This window comes from Streptomyces sp. NPDC030245 (assembly GCF_055572995.1).
Map to the genome: position 1 here is coordinate 380,311 of NZ_JBVICF010000007.1, position 16,337 is coordinate 396,647.

The following is a 16,337-nucleotide window of genomic DNA, read 5'->3' on the forward strand; positions in this document are numbered from 1 at the left end:
AATTCACAGGCGATTCAGCACATCCATCCGGCCTTCTCAGTCGTCTACTGAGTGAGCGGCACCTTCATGCAGCCGCAGCCCTAGGGCATTTGGAGTACTTGACTTGATTACCGGCATTACGGGCGTACGTCGCGCATCAGCCGTCCTCGTCACCGCGAGCGCGGTACTGGCCGGCGGCGCCCTCACCACCCCGGCCCACGCGGCCGCACCCCCGAAGCCGTCCATCGTCGCCAAGGGCGGCTACGTGATGAACAACGGCAACGGGAAGACCCTTTACACCAAGTCCGCCGACACCCGTCGCTCGACCGGCTCGACGACGAAGATCATGACGGCGCGCGTGGTGCTCGGCCAGCGGAACCTCAACCTGGATTCCAAGGTCAAGATCCAGAAGGAGTACAGCGACTACATCGTCCGCAACAACTACGCCTCGTCGGCCCGCCTGATCGTCGGCGACAAGGTCACCGTCCGCCAGCTCCTGTACGGGCTGATGCTGCCGTCCGGCTGCGACGCCGCCTACGCGCTCGCGGACAAGTTCGGCAAGGGCACCACCCGCGCCAAGCGCGTGAAGAACTTCATCGGCCAGATGAACTCGACGGCCAAGACCCTCGGCCTGCGCAACACGCACTTCGACTCGTTCGACGGCATCGGGCACGGTGCGAACTACTCGACGCCGCGCGACCTGACGAAACTCGCGAGCAACGCGATGAAGTACTCCACGTTCCGCACGGTCGTGAAGACGAAGTCGACCACGCAGAAGGTCACCACGAAGTCCGGTGGCTACCGCAACATGTCGTGGTCGAACACGAACAACCTCCTCGGCTCCTACCGCGGCACCATCGGCGTGAAGACGGGCTCCGGCCCGGAGGCGAAGTACTGCCTCGTCTTCGCGGCGACCCGCAACGGCAAGACGGTCGTCGGCACGGTCCTGACCTCTTCCTCGCTGAACAACCGCACCAAGGACGCGAAGAAGCTCCTGGACTACGGCTTCAAGGTGGCGTGACGCCCCGCGACACATGAAGGGGGCCTGCCGCGACGCACGCGGCAGGCCCCCTCCCGTATGTGCCTACGCCCAGGTCATGAGCCGCTTCGGCTGCTCAAGGACCGCTGCCACGTCGGCGAGCACCTTGGAGCCGAGCTCCCCGTCCACCAGGCGGTGGTCGAAGGCCAGCGCGAGCGTCGTCACCTGGCGGGGCTTGACCTTGCCCTTGTGGACCCACGGCTGGAGCTTGATCGCGCCGACCGCGAGGATCGCGGACTCGCCGGGGTTCAGGATCGGCGTGCCCGTGTCGACGCCGAAGACGCCGACGTTCGTGATCGTCACCGTGCCGCCCTGCATGGCCGCGGGCGAGGTCTTGCCCGAACGCGCCGTGGAGACCAGCTCGCCGAGCGCCTCGGCCAGTTCCGGCAGGGTCTTCGCGTGCGCGTCCTTGATGTTCGGCACGATCAGACCGCGCGGGGTGGCCGCGGCGATGCCCAGGTTCACATAGTGCTTCTGGACGATCTCCTGGTTGGCCTCGTCCCAGGCGGCGTTGATGTCCGGGTTCCGCCTGATCGCTACCAGCAGGGCCTTGGCGATGAGCAGCAGCGGATTGACCCGCAGGCCGTCGAACGCCTTGTCCTGCTTCAACTCCTCGACCAGCTTCATCGTCCGCGTCACGTCGACCGTCACGAACTCCGTGACGTGCGGCGCCGTGAACGCCGACTCGACCATCGCCTGCGCGGTGACCTTGCGGACGCCCTTGACCGGGATCCGGGTCTCGCGGGCGTCGCCGCTCACCGCGCGCGCCGGGGCCGGGGCGGGGGCCTCGGTGGCCCGCGGTGCGGGCGCCTCGGGCTGCCGCGGGGCGGGTGCTTCGGCCGGGGCCGGGGCCACCGCCGCGTGCACGTCCTCGCGGGTGATGATCCCGTCGGGCCCGGACGGCGTGACCGTCGCGAGGTCCACGCCGAGGTCCTTGGCGAGCTTGCGGACCGGCGGCTTGGCGAGCGGCCGGGCACCGCCGTGCCCGTTCACGGCCTGCTGCTGCGCCTCCGGCCGCGGAGCCGGCGCCGGCTCCGCGACAGGAGCGGCGGGGGCAGCGGCAGCGGGCGCAGCGGTGGTCTCGGTCCTCCGCGCGCGCCGCTTCGTCGAGGACTCGGCGACCCCGTACCCCACGAGGACGGGCTTGCGGCCCTCCGGAGCCTTGGCCTCGGCCTCGGGGGCGGGCGCGGTTGCCGGCTCGGCCTGGGGCGCGGCCTCAGCCACCGGCGCCCCGGAGGCACCCGCACCGCCCGACACGTCCACCGCGATGATCACCTGGCCGACGTCGACCGTGGTGCCCTCCGGGAACCGGAGCTCGCGTACGACACCGTTGAACGGGATGGGGAGCTCGACCGCGGCCTTGGCCGTCTCGACCTCGCACACCACCTGGCCGTCGGTGACGGTGTCGCCCACCGCCACGTACCACTTGAGGATCTCCGCCTCGGTGAGTCCCTCGCCCACGTCGGGCATCTTGAACTCGGCAAGAGCAGCGTCTGTCATCGTCGTCACGACCCTCTCCCCTCAGTACGCCAGCGAGCGGTCGACGGCGTCGAGCACCCGGTCGAGGCCCGGCAGGTACTCCTCCTCCAGGCGCGCCGGCGGGTACGGGGCGTGATAGCCGCCGACCCGCAGCACGGGCGCCTCCAGGTGGTAGAAGCACCGCTCGGTGATGCGTGCCGCGATCTCCGCGCCCGTGCCCAGGAAGACCGGGGCCTCGTGCACGACGACGAGCCGCCGCGTCCTCTCGACCGAGGTCTGCACGGCGTCGAAGTCGATCGGCGACATGGAGCGCAGGTCCAGGACCTCCAGGGACTTGCCCTCCTCCTCGGCGGCCGCGGCCGCCTCCAGGCAGACCTTGACCATCGGGCCGTACGCGGCGAGCGTGAGGTCGCTGCCCTCGCGGGCGACGACGGCCTTGTGCAGGGGCCCGGGGATGGCGTCCTTGTCGACCTCGCTCTTGTCCCAGTACCGCCGCTTCGGCTCGAAGAAGATCACCGGGTCGTCGCTCTGGATGGCCTGCTGCATCATCCAGTAGGCGTCCGCCGAGTTCGAAGGGGAGACCACCTTCAGGCCCGCCACGTGCGCGAAGAGCGCCTCGGGCGACTCGCTGTGGTGCTCGACCGCGCCGATCCCGCCGCCGTACGGAATGCGGATGACGACCGGCATCTTGATCTTGCCGAGCGCGCGGGCGTGCATCTTCGCGAGCTGCGTGACGATCTGGTCGTACGCCGGGAAGACGAAGCCGTCGAACTGGATCTCCACCACCGGGCGGTACCCGCGCAGGGCGAGGCCGATGGCGGTGCCGACGATGCCGGACTCGGCGAGCGGGGTGTCGATGACCCGCTCCTCGCCGAAGTCCTTCTGAAGCCCGTCCGTGACGCGGAAGACGCCGCCGAGCTTGCCTACGTCCTCACCCATGATGAGGACCTTGGGGTCGTTCTCCAGCGCGGTGCGCAGCGATTCGTTGATCGCCTTGGCGATGGGAAGTTTCTGGACAGCCATGGTTACTTGCCCTCCCCGCCCGCGGGGGCGTCCGCGAACGACGCCTGGTAGGCGGCGAACTGGGCGCGCTCCTCGTCGACGAGCGCGTGCCCGTCCGCGTAGACATTCTCGAAGATCGCCATCAGATCCGGATCCGGCATCGCCCGCACCACCTCTCGCACTCGCTTGCCCAACGCTTCGCTCTCGTCGTCGAGTTCCGCGAAAAATCCCTCATCCGCGTGACCTTCGGACTCCAGGTAGGCCCGCAGCCGCAGGATCGGGTCCTTGGCCTCCCAGGCCACCCGCTCGTCGTCGTTGCGGTACTTGCTCGGGTCGTCGGACGTGGTGTGCGCGCCCATGCGGTAGGTGAACGCCTCGATGAGCGCCGGGCCCTCGCCCGCGCGCGCCCGCTCCAGCGCCCACTTGGTGACCGCGAGACAGGCCAGGACGTCGTTGCCGTCGACCCGTACACCGGGGAAGCCGTAGCCCTGCGCGCGCTGGTAGAGCGGCACCCGGGTCTGCTTCTCGGTGGGCTCGGAGATCGCCCACTGGTTGTTCTGGCAGAAGAACACGACCGGGGCGTTGTAGACCGCGGAGAAGGTGAACGATTCGGCCACGTCGCCCTGGCTGGAAGCGCCGTCTCCGAAGTACGCGATCACGGCCGAGTCCGCGCCGTCCTTGGCCACGCCCATCGCGTAGCCGGTGGCGTGCAGGGTCTGCGAGCCGATGACGATCGTGTACAGGTGGAAATTGTTGCTGTTCGGGTCCCAGCCGCCGTTGTTGACGCCGCGGAACATGCCGAGCAGGTTCGTCGGGTCGACGCCGCGGCACCAGGCGACACCGTGCTCGCGGTACGTGGGGAACACGTAGTCGTCGTCGCGGGTGGCACGGCCTGAGCCGATCTGGGCGGCCTCCTGGCCGAGCAGCGAGGCCCACAGGCCCAGCTCGCCCTGGCGCTGGAGGGCCGTGGCCTCGGCGTCGAAGCGGCGGGTGAGGACCATGTCGCGGTAGAGCCCGCGCAGCTCCTCGGCGGTGATGTCCGCGACGTACGCGTCGTACACCGCGTTCTTCGCGTTCTTGACCCGCTTGCCCTCGGGCGTCAGCAGCTGTACGAGCTCGGGCTCCGTGCTTTTCTGCGGCGCGGGCTTCTTGGCGCTCGCGCGCTTGCCGACGCCCGTACTGCTGCGGCGCGGTTTGCGCGCGGCGGTGCTCTCCACGGTCACGTGTGCTCCTCCGTCGGTCCGGCTCCCGGGGTTACCGGGTGGGCCAGTGCGGCTCGCCTGGTCCGTGCCCGCGCACGGGGTGGGTGCGACTCAGCCGGGAAACAGGCGTGACAGGTGCCCCGGCGAGCGCCCTGCACAATGCACGTTACCCAGTGCTTCCCATTTCTGTGAAACCCCATCTGACCTGCGAATTTACTCGGAAATCCAAGTATCCGAATGCTCGGATTTCCGAGTACACCGAGAAAAGGGGGAACACTTACTGGTCACAGCACTGATCACAGCCTGGCAGGGGGCCGGAACACCGGCACGTTATCCCGCCCACCCCGGGCATTGGAAGGGTTCCGCCCGGGCACCCGAAGAGATCGTGTGTGAGACTGGCTCCGTGCGCGAAGACGGAAAAATTACGGTTTTTCTCCTCGACGACCATGAAGTGGTCCGGCGTGGAGTCCATGAGCTGCTCTCCGTGGAGTCCGACATCGAGGTCGTCGGCGAAGCCGGCACCGCGGCAGACGCCCTGGTCAGGATCCCCGCGACCCGGCCCGACGTGGCCGTGCTCGACGTGCGCCTGCCGGACGGCAGCGGTGTGGAGGTGTGCCGCGAGATCCGCTCGCAGAACGAGGACATCAAGTGCCTGATGCTCACCTCGTTCGCCGACGACGAGGCCCTCTTCGACGCGATCATGGCCGGTGCCTCCGGATATGTCCTCAAGGCCATCCGCGGCAATGAGCTCCTCACCGCCGTGCGGGACGTCGCCGCCGGCAAGTCCCTGCTCGACCCCGTCGCCACGGCCCGGGTCCTGGAGCGGCTGCGCGACGGCAACAACGCCAAGGGTGACGACCGGCTCGCCAACCTCACCGAGCAGGAGCGGAAGATCCTCGACCTGATCGGCGAGGGCCTGACCAACCGCGTGATCGGCGAGCGGCTGCACCTGGCCGAGAAGACGATCAAGAATTACGTCTCCAGCCTGCTCTCCAAGCTGGGCATGGAGCGGCGCTCCCAGGCGGCCGCGTATGTGGCGCGCATGCAGGCGGAGAAGCAGCACTAGGCGGCACCGGAGCTTGTCCGGAGTGCCTGCAAAGCGGATCGGGCCCCGGCTGTCGAGGGACTTACGTCCCGGTTCGCTGAGGGCGGGATCCCCTTTTGCGGCGCCCTGTCCATGAACCATGGTGGTGGCATGCCCACCGACGACCAGCTCGCCCTGGAACTGCTCGGCCGCACCGACTACGGCCGGGTGGCGACCAGCATGCGCGCGCTGCCCTTCCTCGCGGCGTGCCGGCACATCGTGGTGGACCGGAAGGTCCTGCTCCGAATGCACCGGGGATACGGCTACCACCAGGCGTGCGTCGGCAGCGTCGTCGCGTACGGCGCGGACAACCTCAACGTGACGACCGTGCGCGACCTCCGCTGGACCGTGCAGCTCGTCGGCCTCTGCGAGGCGGTCGAGCCGGCCCCGGCGGACATCGAGCTCTTCGGCCGCGGGCCGCGCTTCGTGGACGGCGAGCCCTTCGACCCGGTCTACCTGCGCATCGAGCCGCAGTTCTGCACGGTCCACACCCTGCGGGCGGGCGAGGACCGGCACCTTCAGTACCTGCCGTAGGCCCGCTGCCCGCAGCCGCGGGAGGAGCGGTCAGAGACCGCCGCCGTGGGAGGAGCGGTCAGAGACCGCCGCCCCCGTTGTCTCCCCCGCCGTTCTCGGCGCCCTCGTCGTCGCCGTCCGGAGGCGTCGGGTCCTGGGTGGGCGGGGTCGGGTCCTGGGTGGGCGTCGTCGGGTCCTCGGTGGGCTGCGTCGGATCCTGGGTGGGCTGCGTCGGGTCGTCGGTCGGCCGGGACGGGTTGCCCGTGGGACCGGTCGGATTGGTCGGCTGGTTCGTCGGCGGGTCGTAGTCCGTCTCGCCGCCGGTGCCCGTGCCCGGATCCGCCGTCTCGTCCGACGTCTCCTCGTCCGCGCTCTTGCTCGGCTCCTTCGACTGCGACTGCTTCGTCGCGGGAGTCTTCGGCGGGTCCTTCTTCTCCTTGTTGTCGGTCGCGCTCAGCGCGACCGCGACACCCACCGCGATCGCGATGATCGCGAGCACGGCGAAGAGCAGCATCTTGCCGCGGCCGCCGCCCCTGCCGCCGCGCGGCCCGCCCTCGAAGCCGCCGTCATCGCCCGGCGGACGCAGCATGGGGCTCGGGATCTGCGCGGTCCCGGAGTCCGGGTGCGCCATCGCGGTGGTGCCCGCGACGCCCATGGCGGTGGTGTGGCCGCCCTCGTGCGCCTCGACGGGGCCGGTGTTCCAGGTGCCCGTGTGGCTGCCCTGCTCGCTCAGCATCTGCAAGCCGTACTGGACGAGGCCGCGCATCTCCTCGGCGGTCTGGAACCGGTCGTCCGGGTCCTTCGCGAGGGAGCGCATGACGAGCCCGTCCAGCTCCGGGGGCGCCGCGTCCGAGACCTCGGACGGCGGCACGGCCTGGTCCTGGACGTGCTGGTAGACCACGGAGAGCGGCGTCTCACCGGTGAACGGGGGGCGCAGCGCGAGCAGTTCGTAGAGCAGACAGCCGGTCGCGTACAGGTCGGACCGGTGGTCGACGGCCTTGCCGAGCGCCTGCTCGGGCGACAGGTACTGCGGCGTGCCCATGACCATGCCGGTCTGCGTCATCGTCGACTGCGCGCCGTGCAGGGCGCGCGCGATGCCGAAGTCCATCACCTTCACCGCGCCGGTGTTGGTGATGATCACGTTCGCGGGCTTGATGTCGCGGTGCACGATGCCGTGCTGGTGCGAATACGCCAGCGCCTCCAAGACGCCCGACACGATGATCAGGGCCTGTTCCGGACCCGGCGCCTCCGCGTTGAGCAGCAGGTCGCGGATGGTCCGTCCCTCGACGATCTCCATGACGATGTACGGGACGACGCTCGGCCCGACGACGTCTTCACCGGAGTCGTACACCGCGACCACGGCGTGGTGGTTGAGACCGGCGACGGACTGCGCCTCACGCGTGAAACGGGCCTTGGAGACAGGGTCCTCGGCGAGGTCGGAGCGGAGCAGCTTGACCGCGACCGTACGCCCGAGACGTACGTCTTCGGCGGCGAAGACCTCGGCCATGCCGCCCCGGCCGAGTCTGTGCGTCAGCCGATATCGGCCGTCACCCACAAGCCCGCCGTTGCCCCACAATTCAGGCGCGTCTGACATACCGCCGCCAGTCGCCTCGGGGTCGGACGGGCCCTGAGCGCGCTGCGTCTGTGCCATCAGTCCTCGCCGTCGTTTCTGGTCGTGGTACTTGGTACTGAGTACGTCGCGGTACGGGGTACTCCGACGGGCCACGCTACAGCCTTCGCGCCACCCGCCGGTTCGAGGTGGACCGGACATCAAAGCCGTCCCGGGGTCCCACGCGCAAACTTGTAACGCTTCCGAGACGCTTCTTGCGCGTACGGTCACGGAACGGGCACCGAGCTTGACGCGTCATCGTCCTCGGGCAGACTTGGCCTGGAATAGCGGTTATCGATCACCAGCCGCGGAGCCGTCCGGCGGCCGCGCCAATGGGGGACGCACGAGATGAGCAGCCAGGACGGCGCACAGGGGCGGTACGCGGGGCGTTCGCTGGCCGGTGGCCGCTACCAACTGCGCGATCTGCTCGGCGAGGGCGGCATGGCGTCGGTGCACCTCGCCTACGACACCGTGCTCGACCGGCAGGTCGCGATCAAGACGCTGCACACCGAGCTCGGTCGCGAACAGTCCTTCCGCGAGCGCTTCCGCCGCGAGGCCCAGTCGGTGGCGAAGCTCACTCACACGAACATCGTGTCGGTCTTCGACACGGGTGAGGACGATCTGGACGGCGCGACGATGCCGTACATCGTCATGGAGTACGTCGAGGGCAAGCCGCTCGGCTCCGTGCTCGACGCGTCCGTCACCCAGTTCGGCGCGATGCCGACCGACCAGGCGCTGAAGATCACCGCGGATGTCCTCGCGGCGCTGGAGATCAGCCACGAGATGGGCCTGGTCCACCGCGACATCAAGCCCGGCAACGTCATGATGACCAAGCGCAACGTCGTCAAGGTCATGGACTTCGGCATCGCCCGCGCCATGCAGTCCGGCGTCACCTCCATGACGCAGACCGGCATGGTCGTCGGCACCCCGCAGTACCTCTCGCCCGAGCAGGCCCTCGGCCGCGGCGTCGACGCGCGCTCCGACCTCTACTCGGTCGGCATCATGCTCTTCCAGCTCGTCACCGGACGGCTGCCGTTCGAGGCGGACTCACCACTCGCCATCGCGTACGCGCACGTCCAGGAGGAGCCGGTCACCCCCTCCTCGATCAACCGTGCCCTGCCGCCCGCGGTCGACGCGATCGTCGCCCGCGCGCTGAAGAAGAACCCGAACGAGCGTTTCCCGACCGCCGAGGCCATGCGCGACGAGTGCCTGCGCGTCGCCCAGTCCTTGCAGGCGGCGGCGCCCAGCATCGTGCCGGGCGCGCAGACGTCGAGCGGCGCGGGCGTCGGTTCCGCGGTCTTCCCGCCGGTCGACACCTCGATGCCGCAGCAGACCGGCGGCGTCCAGACGCCGTACCAGCCGGGCCCGGCACCGGGGCCCTACGGCCCGGCGACCCCCGCGCCCACGCCGGGCTACGGCTACCCGCAGCAGGGCGGCTACCAGACCCCGCCCCCCGCCAACGCGTACGCGCCGCAGCAGGGGGCGCACACCCCGCCGCCGTACAACATCTCGCCGCAGCCGGCCACGGCGACATCCCCGTCCTCGGGGTCCTCGGGGGGCTCGGGCGGTGGGAAGCGCAAGAACATGCCGGTGATCGTCGGCTCGATCGTCGTCGCACTCCTCGCCGTCGGAGGCCTGGTCACCGCGCTGTCGCTGAGCGGCGGCGACGACGGCGGCAAGGAGGCGACCGGCGACAAGTCGAAGCAGCCGGTGGCCGGGCACAAGGGGCCCAACCGGAACATGACGATGGAGACCGACGAGTGCTCTGAGCCCGACGTGGGCTACAACGACGAGGAAAAGATCAAGGTCCCGGACTTCACGTTCAAGGACTGGAAGTCCGTCCTGTCCTGCCTCCAGGCGGCCGGCTGGAGCTACGACAAGCGCAAGGTCGACGAGAACGCCTACGGCGAGGACACGGTCATGCGGCAGACCCCGAAGGAAGGCACGGAGGTCGACCCGAAGGGCCTGGAGATCCAGTTCGACGTCTCGACGGGCAACCCGGCATAGCGGGTTTCTGTTCTTTGCTTTCTACGCCGATCTTTGCTTTCTACCCCGAGGGGCTCGGTACGCGGGATGCGTACCGAGCCCCTCGGCGTAGCTGTGGTTGTGGCTGTAGCTGTGGTGTGGCTGTAGCTGTTCGGGGTGTGCGGGCCGTGTGAGCCTGCTGGACGTGCGGGCGGTCCGGCCGACTACAGGTACGGGCCTCCCGTGCGGCCCGCGATGCCGCCGCTCTCGTCCTCCTCCTCACCGCCGCCCACACCGGGCGGCAGCGCCCTGCGCATCTGCTCCAGCTGGGCCCGCGCCGCCATCTGCTGCGCGAACAGCGTCGTCTGGATCCCGTGGAAGAGGCCTTCCAGCCAGCCGACCAGCTGGGCCTGCGCGATCCGCAGCTCCGCGTCGCTCGGCGTCGCCTCCTCGGTGAAGGGCAGGGAGAGCCGCTCCAGCTCCTCGACCAGCTCGGGGGCGAGGCCGTCCTCGAGCTCCTTGACCGAGCTGGCGTGGATCTCCTTGAGGCGCACCCGGCTCGCCTCGTCGAGAGGAGCCGCCCGCACCTCCTCGAGCAGCTGCTTGATCATGCTGCCGATGCGCATCACCTTGGCCGGCTGTTCGACCATCTCCGTCACCGGGACCTCGCGGGATTCGTCGTCTCCGCCACCACCGAGAGCCATTCCGTCCTGGCCCACGACCAGGACCTGGGGGCTCTCCGGCGACCGTTCGTTCCTCGGCATCTCCATGCCGCCATTCTCTCGCACGCGTACATCACACATCCGTGGTGCCCCCGTACGGCACTGATCCACCCTCAGCCGCGGCGCAGCCGCAGACCGAGGAAGCCGAGGCCGAGGCCGATGAGGACCAGGCCGGCGCCGAGGGGCAGGACGCGGAGGTTCGGCAGGACGGGTCCGACGGGCGGCTGCCCCGTGGGCTCCCACGCGGAGTCCTGGTGCGCCGCCGGGGTCGGCATCGGCTGCTGCGGGGGCGGGGGGATCCGGGGCGGGCTGTACGGCCGGGGCGGCAGGTCGGGAGGGAGCGGCTGGGCCCGCCCGGGCCGCTCGCGGCCCTCACCGGGACGGCTCCCGGCGCGGGACGTCTCGTCTACGGAGGTGAGGGGGTGCCGGGGCGGGGCGTTCCTGGGCTGCGCGTTCTTGGGCGGGGCGTCGGCCGCGTAAGAGACGAGGCCCGGGAACGCCACCGCCAGGACCGCACAGAGCGCCGCGACGAGGAGGAGGGGGCGCTGGAGGAAAGGGCGACGGGGGAAGGGGCGACGGTTCGCCCAGGAAGCCTGCACCGAGCTGACCCCCTCCCGCTGCCGGGTCTCCGAGATCAGGGCCGGGCCGCCGAGATCAGGAAGGATCGGATCACTGCACCAGCATCAAGCGTCACATGGTGCAACGAATCCGGCATCTTGACCCGGCGACCCGGCGGTGGCCCGGCGGCACGGTGTCCCGCCAGGCCGGTGGGCTACCGCGTGAGCAGCACCTTGCCGATGTGGCTGCTCTCCTCCAGGACCCGGTGCGCGGCCGCCGCGTCACTCATGGGCACCGTCCGGTCGACGATGGGCCGCACATGCCCCCCGCCGATCAGCGGCCACACGTGCTCCCGCACCGCCGCGACGATGGAGGCCTTCTCGGCGGCCGGGCGCCCGCGCAGAGAGGTCGCGGTCACGGCACCCCTCTTGTTGAGGAGCGCGCCGATGTTCAGCTCGCCCTTGGCGCCACCCTGCATGCCGATGATGGCGAGCCTGCCGTTGACGGCGAGAGCCTTGACGTTCCGGTCCAGGTACTTCGCACCCATGTTGTCGAGGATGACGTCCGCGCCCGCCCCGCCCGTGGCCCGCTCGATCTCCTCGACGAAGTCCTGCTCGCGGTAGTTGATGAGGATGTCCGCCCCGAGGTCACCGCAGAACGCGAGCTTCTCCTTGCTGCCCGCCGTCACGGCGACCTTCGCCCCGACGGCCTTGGCGAGCTGGATCGCCATGGTGCCGATGCCGCTGGAACCACCGTGCGCGAGCAGCGTCTCGCCCGGCCGCAGGTGGGCGATCATGAAGACGTTGGACCAGACCGTCGAGGTCACCTCGGGCAGCGCGGCCGCCGTGACGAGGTCGACGCCGTCGGGCACGGGCAGCAGCTGCCCGGCCGGCACGACGACCCGCTCCGCGTATCCGCCGCCCGAGAGCAGCGCGCACACCTCGTCGCCGACCGCCCAGCCGGAGACACCGGGGCCGAGCGCGGCGATCCGGCCCGAGCACTCCAGGCCGGGATAGGGGGAGGCGCCGGGCGGCGGGTTGTAGAACCCCTGCCGCTGGAGAAGATCGGCGCGGTTCACGGCGCTCGCCACCACGTCGACGAGCACCTCGCCCTCACCGGGCACGGGGTCGGAGACCTCGGCCCACACGAGCGCTTCAGGACCACCGGGTTCGGGAATCGTGATCGCATACATACGGCCGAGGCTACTCGCGTCGCCCAACCCCGCACCCGGCACGCGCGAGGTCGTGTCCAGGTCTGATTGAGTCGGTCTTAGCGGGCCGGTCTTGTCGGGCCGGTCTTGTCGGGCCGGCCTTATCGGGCCGGCCTTATCGGGCCGGCCTTATCGGGCCGTGTCAGTTCGGCGGGAGTGGCTTCAGGTCCGGGGCGACCGTCGTGCCGGGGGAGGCGCGGACGATGGTGATCAGACGGTCCGTCAACTGGAGTTTGCCGACCGCCGGATCGTCGTAGCCGAGGACGCGATGCCCGCGTACGACGCTCACCACCAGGTCGTCCGTCTCCCGCACGCTGCGGCCCACCTCGGCCTTTATCACCGGCCGCTCGACGAGATCGAGCCCGCTGCCCTGCTGGATCAGGTCCTCCATGACCATGCCCGCGCTCGGACTGAGCACGGAGAGCCCGAGCAGCCGGCCCGCCGCACTGGCGCTGGTGATCACGGCGTCCGCGCCGGACTGGCGGAGCAGCGGCGCGTTCTCCTCCTCGCGGACCGCCGCCACGATCTTCGCCCCCCGGTTCAACTGGCGCGCGGTGAGAGCGACCAGTACCGCCGTGTCGTCGCGCTGTGTCGCGATGATGATCTGGCGGGCCCGCTGCACCTCGGCGCGGAGCAGCACGTCGCTGCGCGTCGCGTCGCCGATGACGCCCGCGTACCCCTCCGCCGTGGCCGCGTCCACGACCTTCGCGCTGGGGTCGACGACCACGATCTGGTCCGGCTTCAGGCCGGTGGCGCAGACGGTCTGGATCGCGGAGCGACCCTTCGTACCGAAGCCGACGACAACAGTGTGTTCACGCAAGTTGGACCTCCAGCGGGACAGACGCCATTCCTCGCGCGTCCGTTCCGTGAGCACTTCGAGGGTGGTGCCGACCAGGATGATCAGGAAGAGCACGCGCAGCGGCGTGATCAGGAGGATGTTGGTGAGCCGGGCACTGTCGCTGTACGGGACGATGTCGCCGTACCCGGTGGTGGAGAGCGTGACCGTCGCGTAGTACGCGGAGTCGAGGAAGTCGACGCGCTGGTCCGAGTTGTCGTGGTACCCGCTACGGTCCATCCACACGAGGCACGTCGTCAGGGCGAGCACCAGCAGCGCCATCGCGAGACGCCGGGTGACCTGCCGCAACGGCCGCACGACCGCACGCTGGGGCAGTTTGATCCGGTAGGTCGCATGGTGCTCGTCGGGGTGACGCGCGATGGCGTCATGCCCGGGAAGTTTCACGTGAAACGCTCCTCGCCGTCGTCTACGGCTGCTTCAGCTCCGGTGCGGGTGCCGGTGCCGGTCTCCTCTACTCCAGGCGGCCCACCGTACAAACCAGTACCCACGCCTGTGCCCATGCCTGTGCCGACGCCTGTGCTCATGCCTGTGCTCATGCCTGTGCCTACGTCCGGATCGGCCCATGGCAGGTCCAGAACCTCCAACTTGTGTCCCCTGCACGCTCCTCCGGGCGGCACGACCGCGAGCCCGTCGGCCGCCGCGATGCCGCGCAACATCGCCGGGCCGTTGAAGTGCAGCGGCACGGCCAGGTCACCGCGCATGGCGATGGGGACGAGGCGGGTGTCGTACGGATGTCCTTGGACGTCGTCGCGCACGGGTGCGCTGTACGTCGACGGGCCCCCGCAGCCGGACGCGCGTCCGGAGAGCGTGCGGAGCAGGGGCGCGGCCAGGGTCAGCAGCCCGGACACGGCGGCGAGCGGGTTGCCGGGCAGTCCGACGAGGTGCTGTCCCGGCCGGATGCGGGCCAGCAGCATGGGGTGCCCGGGCCGCACCGCGACCCCGTCCACGAGCAGGTCGGCGCCGATCCGGCGCAGGGTGGGGTGCACGTGGTCGACAGGCCCCGACGCGGTGCCGCCCGTCGTGACGATCAGGTCGGCGGTGGACTCGGTGATCGCCTGGTGGACGGCCTCGGCGTCGTCCCCGAGGCGCCGGACTGCGGTCACTTCGGCACCGAGAGAGTGCAGCCAGGGCGGCAGCATGGGGCCGAGCGCGTCACGGATGAGCCCGCCGTGAGGCAGGCCCTCCGTCAGCAACTCATCGCCCAGGATGAGGACTTCGGCACGGGGCCTGCGGACCACCGGCAGCGTGTCGTAACCGGCGGCGGCGGCCAGACCCAGCACGGCGGGGGTCACCAGGGCGCCGGCCGGCAGCAGGTGGTCTCCGGAGCGGCACTCCTGGCCGCGCGGGCGGATGTCCTGGCCGGGGACGACCGCGCGCAGGGCATGGAGCCTGCCCTTGTCGTCGGTGCGGCCGTGCTCGCTGCGCAGCACCGCGGTGGCGTCCTGCGGGATGCGGGCGCCCGTGGCGATGCGGACGGCCTCTCCGTCGGTGAGCGCCTCGGGGTGGCCCTGTCCAGCGAGGATGCCGTCGGCGCGCCCGTCGGCCCGTACGTGCCAGGGGCCCGGGCCCGCGACGACCCAGCCGTCCATGGCTGAGGTGTCGAAGGACGGCAAGTCCGTCAGGGCGGTGAGCGGCGCGGCGAGGATCAGGCCGAGGGCCCGGTCCAGGGAAGCCGGAACGGGATCGCTCCCGAGGCGCGTGGCGGCCCGCTCGGCACGGGCGCGTGCGGCGGGCCACGGCGTGATGTCGCGGTGTTCGCCCTCGCCGGGGGTGGGGGCGGCGGGCCGGGGCCGGGTGGCCGGGGTGGATGCGCCCCATGGCTCTGATGGCCCTGACACGGGGTCCGGCTCCGACCCGAACCCCGATCCAGCCCCAGCCTCAGAGCCAGGCCCCGGCCCAGGCCCCGAGGGTGAGGCTGATGCCGATGCGGAGGCCGACCCAGATGCTGATCCCCATGCCGCGGCGGGAGCCGAGTGGGGGGCGGCGTCGGCGCGGTCGGCGCGGTCCCCGTTCACCAGGGCGAGCGCCTCGTCGAGCTCGGCGTCCGGCGCCGGCTGCCCGGTCATCCTGCGTCCGGAGGCGTGTGGGAGGAGTCGGGCTTCGCGTCCTGACGGTCCTCGTCCGCCCAGCGGGCCGCGAGCGCCATGGCCTTGCGCGTCGCCTCGGCCACCGCCTCGGCACCGCCGGCCGCGCCACCCGTGGCGGAGGCCCGCGCGGCGGCCTGCGCCGCCGCGTATCCGACGAGGAACGTGGTCAGCGGCGCCGCGGGTCTGGCCACGCCGTGCGCGGCGTCGCGAGCGAGGTCGAGGAGGGCGCCGGTGTCGACGTCCAACTCGATGCCCAGCTCGTCCTTGACTGCGGAGATCCATTCATCCAACACGTTGCCATGCTCCCTGATGCGTGCCCGGGCGGTGGCGATGTCGTCCCAGGTGTCGCAGTCGAAAGCGGCGACGGGGTCGGCGACCCGCGTGAGGGTGAGCCGCTCGGTGAGCCGCCGCAACGGCAGCCCGGCGAGCGCACCGCCGACCGCCGCGGTCTCCCGCCGGAGGGCATCCCGCCGGTAGGCCGCGACGAGCGGCTGGTCACGGCCGTCGGGATCGGTGAGGACCGCCCCGTCGGCGCCGCTCTCGTCGAGGGCGGCAAGGAGGCTTCGTACGGTCTCCGCTTCCAGGAACGGCAAGTCGGCGGAGAGCACCACGACGCGCTCCGCCGCGGTGTGCCGAAGTCCCGCGTCGAGTGCGGCGAGGGGGCCGCCGCCCGCGGGCTCCTCGCGCGCCCACACCACAGGGCGCGCGGTCGCCCTCGGCGCGGCCACGACGACGGTGCTCCCGGCACCGGAACAGGCCGCCAGGACACGGTCGAGCAGCGTCCGTCCCCCGACCCGCACCCCCGGCTTGTCCGCACCGCCGAGCCGCGCGGCGCCGCCCCCGGCGAGCACGACGGCGTCGTACGGCACGGCGTCGTACGGCACCGCGGCGTGCGGCGCGGTCGCGGCGTGCGGCCCGGCGTCGGTGCGCGGCCCGCCCTCGTTTCTGGTCACCCTCCGAGTATGGGCGCAGGAAGGATCATTGACACCCCTGAAAAATGCCCTAGGGGAAAGGCGCTTGCGTCACGTGGGC

The 16,337-nt window shown here is 70.8% G+C and carries 14 protein-coding genes; 4 read left to right on the plus strand and 10 right to left on the minus strand.

The features are described 5' to 3' along the window. The first annotated feature begins 103 nt into the window (after positions 1-103). Positions 104-1,000, plus strand: coding sequence for a D-alanyl-D-alanine carboxypeptidase family protein (locus tag ACZ4Z4_RS21350; RefSeq protein ID WP_468329288.1), 897 nt, complete (start codon positions 104-106; stop codon positions 998-1,000). A gap of 63 nt (positions 1,001-1,063) precedes the next feature. On the opposite strand, the gene ACZ4Z4_RS21355 is transcribed toward ACZ4Z4_RS21350, so the two are convergent. Genes ACZ4Z4_RS21355 through pdhA form a run of 3 tightly spaced genes read right to left on the minus strand, consistent with a single transcriptional unit; the run spans position 1,064 to position 4,722 of the window. After that, positions 1,064-2,527: a dihydrolipoamide acetyltransferase family protein gene (locus ACZ4Z4_RS21355; RefSeq protein WP_468329291.1), complete on the minus strand. Its 1,464-nt coding sequence runs from the start codon at positions 2,525-2,527 to the stop codon at positions 1,064-1,066. A gap of 12 nt (positions 2,528-2,539) precedes the next feature. Beyond that, positions 2,540-3,520, minus strand: a complete 981-nt coding sequence (locus ACZ4Z4_RS21360) for an alpha-ketoacid dehydrogenase subunit beta (RefSeq protein WP_468329294.1) — start codon at positions 3,518-3,520, stop codon at positions 2,540-2,542. A gap of 2 nt (positions 3,521-3,522) precedes the next feature. After that, positions 3,523-4,722, minus strand: a complete 1,200-nt coding sequence (pdhA, locus tag ACZ4Z4_RS21365; RefSeq protein WP_468329297.1) for a pyruvate dehydrogenase (acetyl-transferring) E1 component subunit alpha — start codon at positions 4,720-4,722, stop codon at positions 3,523-3,525. A gap of 382 nt (positions 4,723-5,104) precedes the next feature. On the opposite strand from pdhA, the gene ACZ4Z4_RS21370 reads away from it, so the two are divergent. After that, positions 5,105-5,767 (plus strand): response regulator, encoded by a 663-nt coding sequence (locus ACZ4Z4_RS21370; RefSeq protein ID WP_150217368.1) that lies wholly within the window; start codon positions 5,105-5,107, stop codon positions 5,765-5,767. 129 nt (positions 5,768-5,896) lie between these two features. After that, on the plus strand, positions 5,897-6,319 hold the full coding sequence (locus tag ACZ4Z4_RS21375; RefSeq protein WP_468329300.1) for a pyridoxamine 5'-phosphate oxidase family protein: 423 nt from the start codon (positions 5,897-5,899) through the stop codon (positions 6,317-6,319). Positions 6,320-6,377: 58 nt separating this feature from the next. Here ACZ4Z4_RS21375 and ACZ4Z4_RS21380 read toward each other — a convergent pair whose 3' ends face one another. Further along, positions 6,378-7,949: a protein kinase domain-containing protein gene (locus ACZ4Z4_RS21380; RefSeq protein WP_468329303.1), complete on the minus strand. Its 1,572-nt coding sequence runs from the start codon at positions 7,947-7,949 to the stop codon at positions 6,378-6,380. A gap of 306 nt (positions 7,950-8,255) precedes the next feature. On the opposite strand from ACZ4Z4_RS21380, the gene ACZ4Z4_RS21385 reads away from it, so the two are divergent. Continuing rightward, a complete protein-coding gene (locus ACZ4Z4_RS21385) occupies positions 8,256-9,914 on the plus strand; it encodes a protein kinase domain-containing protein (RefSeq protein WP_468329306.1) in 1,659 nt (552 codons plus the stop codon). A gap of 182 nt (positions 9,915-10,096) precedes the next feature. Here ACZ4Z4_RS21385 and ACZ4Z4_RS21390 read toward each other — a convergent pair whose 3' ends face one another. The 6 genes from ACZ4Z4_RS21390 to ACZ4Z4_RS21415 form a co-directional block, all read right to left on the minus strand. Next, complete coding sequence (locus ACZ4Z4_RS21390; RefSeq protein ID WP_468329309.1) at positions 10,097-10,642, minus strand: bacterial proteasome activator family protein; 546 nt, start codon at positions 10,640-10,642, stop codon at positions 10,097-10,099. Between the two features lie 65 nt (positions 10,643-10,707). Continuing rightward, positions 10,708-11,193 (minus strand): hypothetical protein, encoded by a 486-nt coding sequence (locus tag ACZ4Z4_RS21395; protein ID WP_468329311.1) that lies wholly within the window; start codon positions 11,191-11,193, stop codon positions 10,708-10,710. A gap of 173 nt (positions 11,194-11,366) precedes the next feature. Then, complete coding sequence (locus ACZ4Z4_RS21400; RefSeq protein ID WP_468329314.1) at positions 11,367-12,344, minus strand: NAD(P)H-quinone oxidoreductase; 978 nt, start codon at positions 12,342-12,344, stop codon at positions 11,367-11,369. A 160-nt stretch (positions 12,345-12,504) separates the two neighbouring features. Beyond that, positions 12,505-13,602 carry a potassium channel family protein gene (locus ACZ4Z4_RS21405; protein ID WP_468329317.1) on the minus strand — a complete coding sequence of 366 codons (1,098 nt, stop codon included), beginning with the start codon at positions 13,600-13,602 and terminating at the stop codon, positions 12,505-12,507. After that, a complete protein-coding gene (locus ACZ4Z4_RS21410; RefSeq protein ID WP_468329320.1) occupies positions 13,599-15,284 on the minus strand; it encodes a molybdopterin molybdotransferase MoeA in 1,686 nt (561 codons plus the stop codon). The genes ACZ4Z4_RS21405 and ACZ4Z4_RS21410 overlap by 4 nt, the downstream gene beginning before the upstream one ends. Beyond that, positions 15,281-16,258: an NTP transferase domain-containing protein gene (locus ACZ4Z4_RS21415; protein WP_468329323.1), complete on the minus strand. Its 978-nt coding sequence runs from the start codon at positions 16,256-16,258 to the stop codon at positions 15,281-15,283. Before ACZ4Z4_RS21415 ends, ACZ4Z4_RS21410 begins: the two co-directional genes overlap by 4 nt. Positions 16,259-16,337 lie beyond the last annotated feature (79 nt).

Bases quoted from the DNA above. Each gene is read 5' to 3' on its own strand.
- ACZ4Z4_RS21360 (WP_468329294.1), bottom strand. From the start codon at position 3,520: ATGGCTGTCCAGAAACTTCCCATCGCCAAGGCGATCAACGAATCGCTG.
- ACZ4Z4_RS21375 (WP_468329300.1), top strand. From the start codon at position 5,897: ATGCCCACCGACGACCAGCTCGCCCTGGAACTGCTCGGCCGCACCGAC.
- ACZ4Z4_RS21380 (WP_468329303.1), bottom strand. From the start codon at position 7,949: ATGGCACAGACGCAGCGCGCTCAGGGCCCGTCCGACCCCGAGGCGACT.
- ACZ4Z4_RS21385 (WP_468329306.1), top strand. From the start codon at position 8,256: ATGAGCAGCCAGGACGGCGCACAGGGGCGGTACGCGGGGCGTTCGCTG.
- ACZ4Z4_RS21390 (WP_468329309.1), bottom strand. From the start codon at position 10,642: ATGGAGATGCCGAGGAACGAACGGTCGCCGGAGAGCCCCCAGGTCCTG.
- ACZ4Z4_RS21400 (WP_468329314.1), bottom strand. From the start codon at position 12,344: ATGTATGCGATCACGATTCCCGAACCCGGTGGTCCTGAAGCGCTCGTG.
- ACZ4Z4_RS21410 (WP_468329320.1), bottom strand. From the start codon at position 15,284: ATGACCGGGCAGCCGGCGCCGGACGCCGAGCTCGACGAGGCGCTCGCC.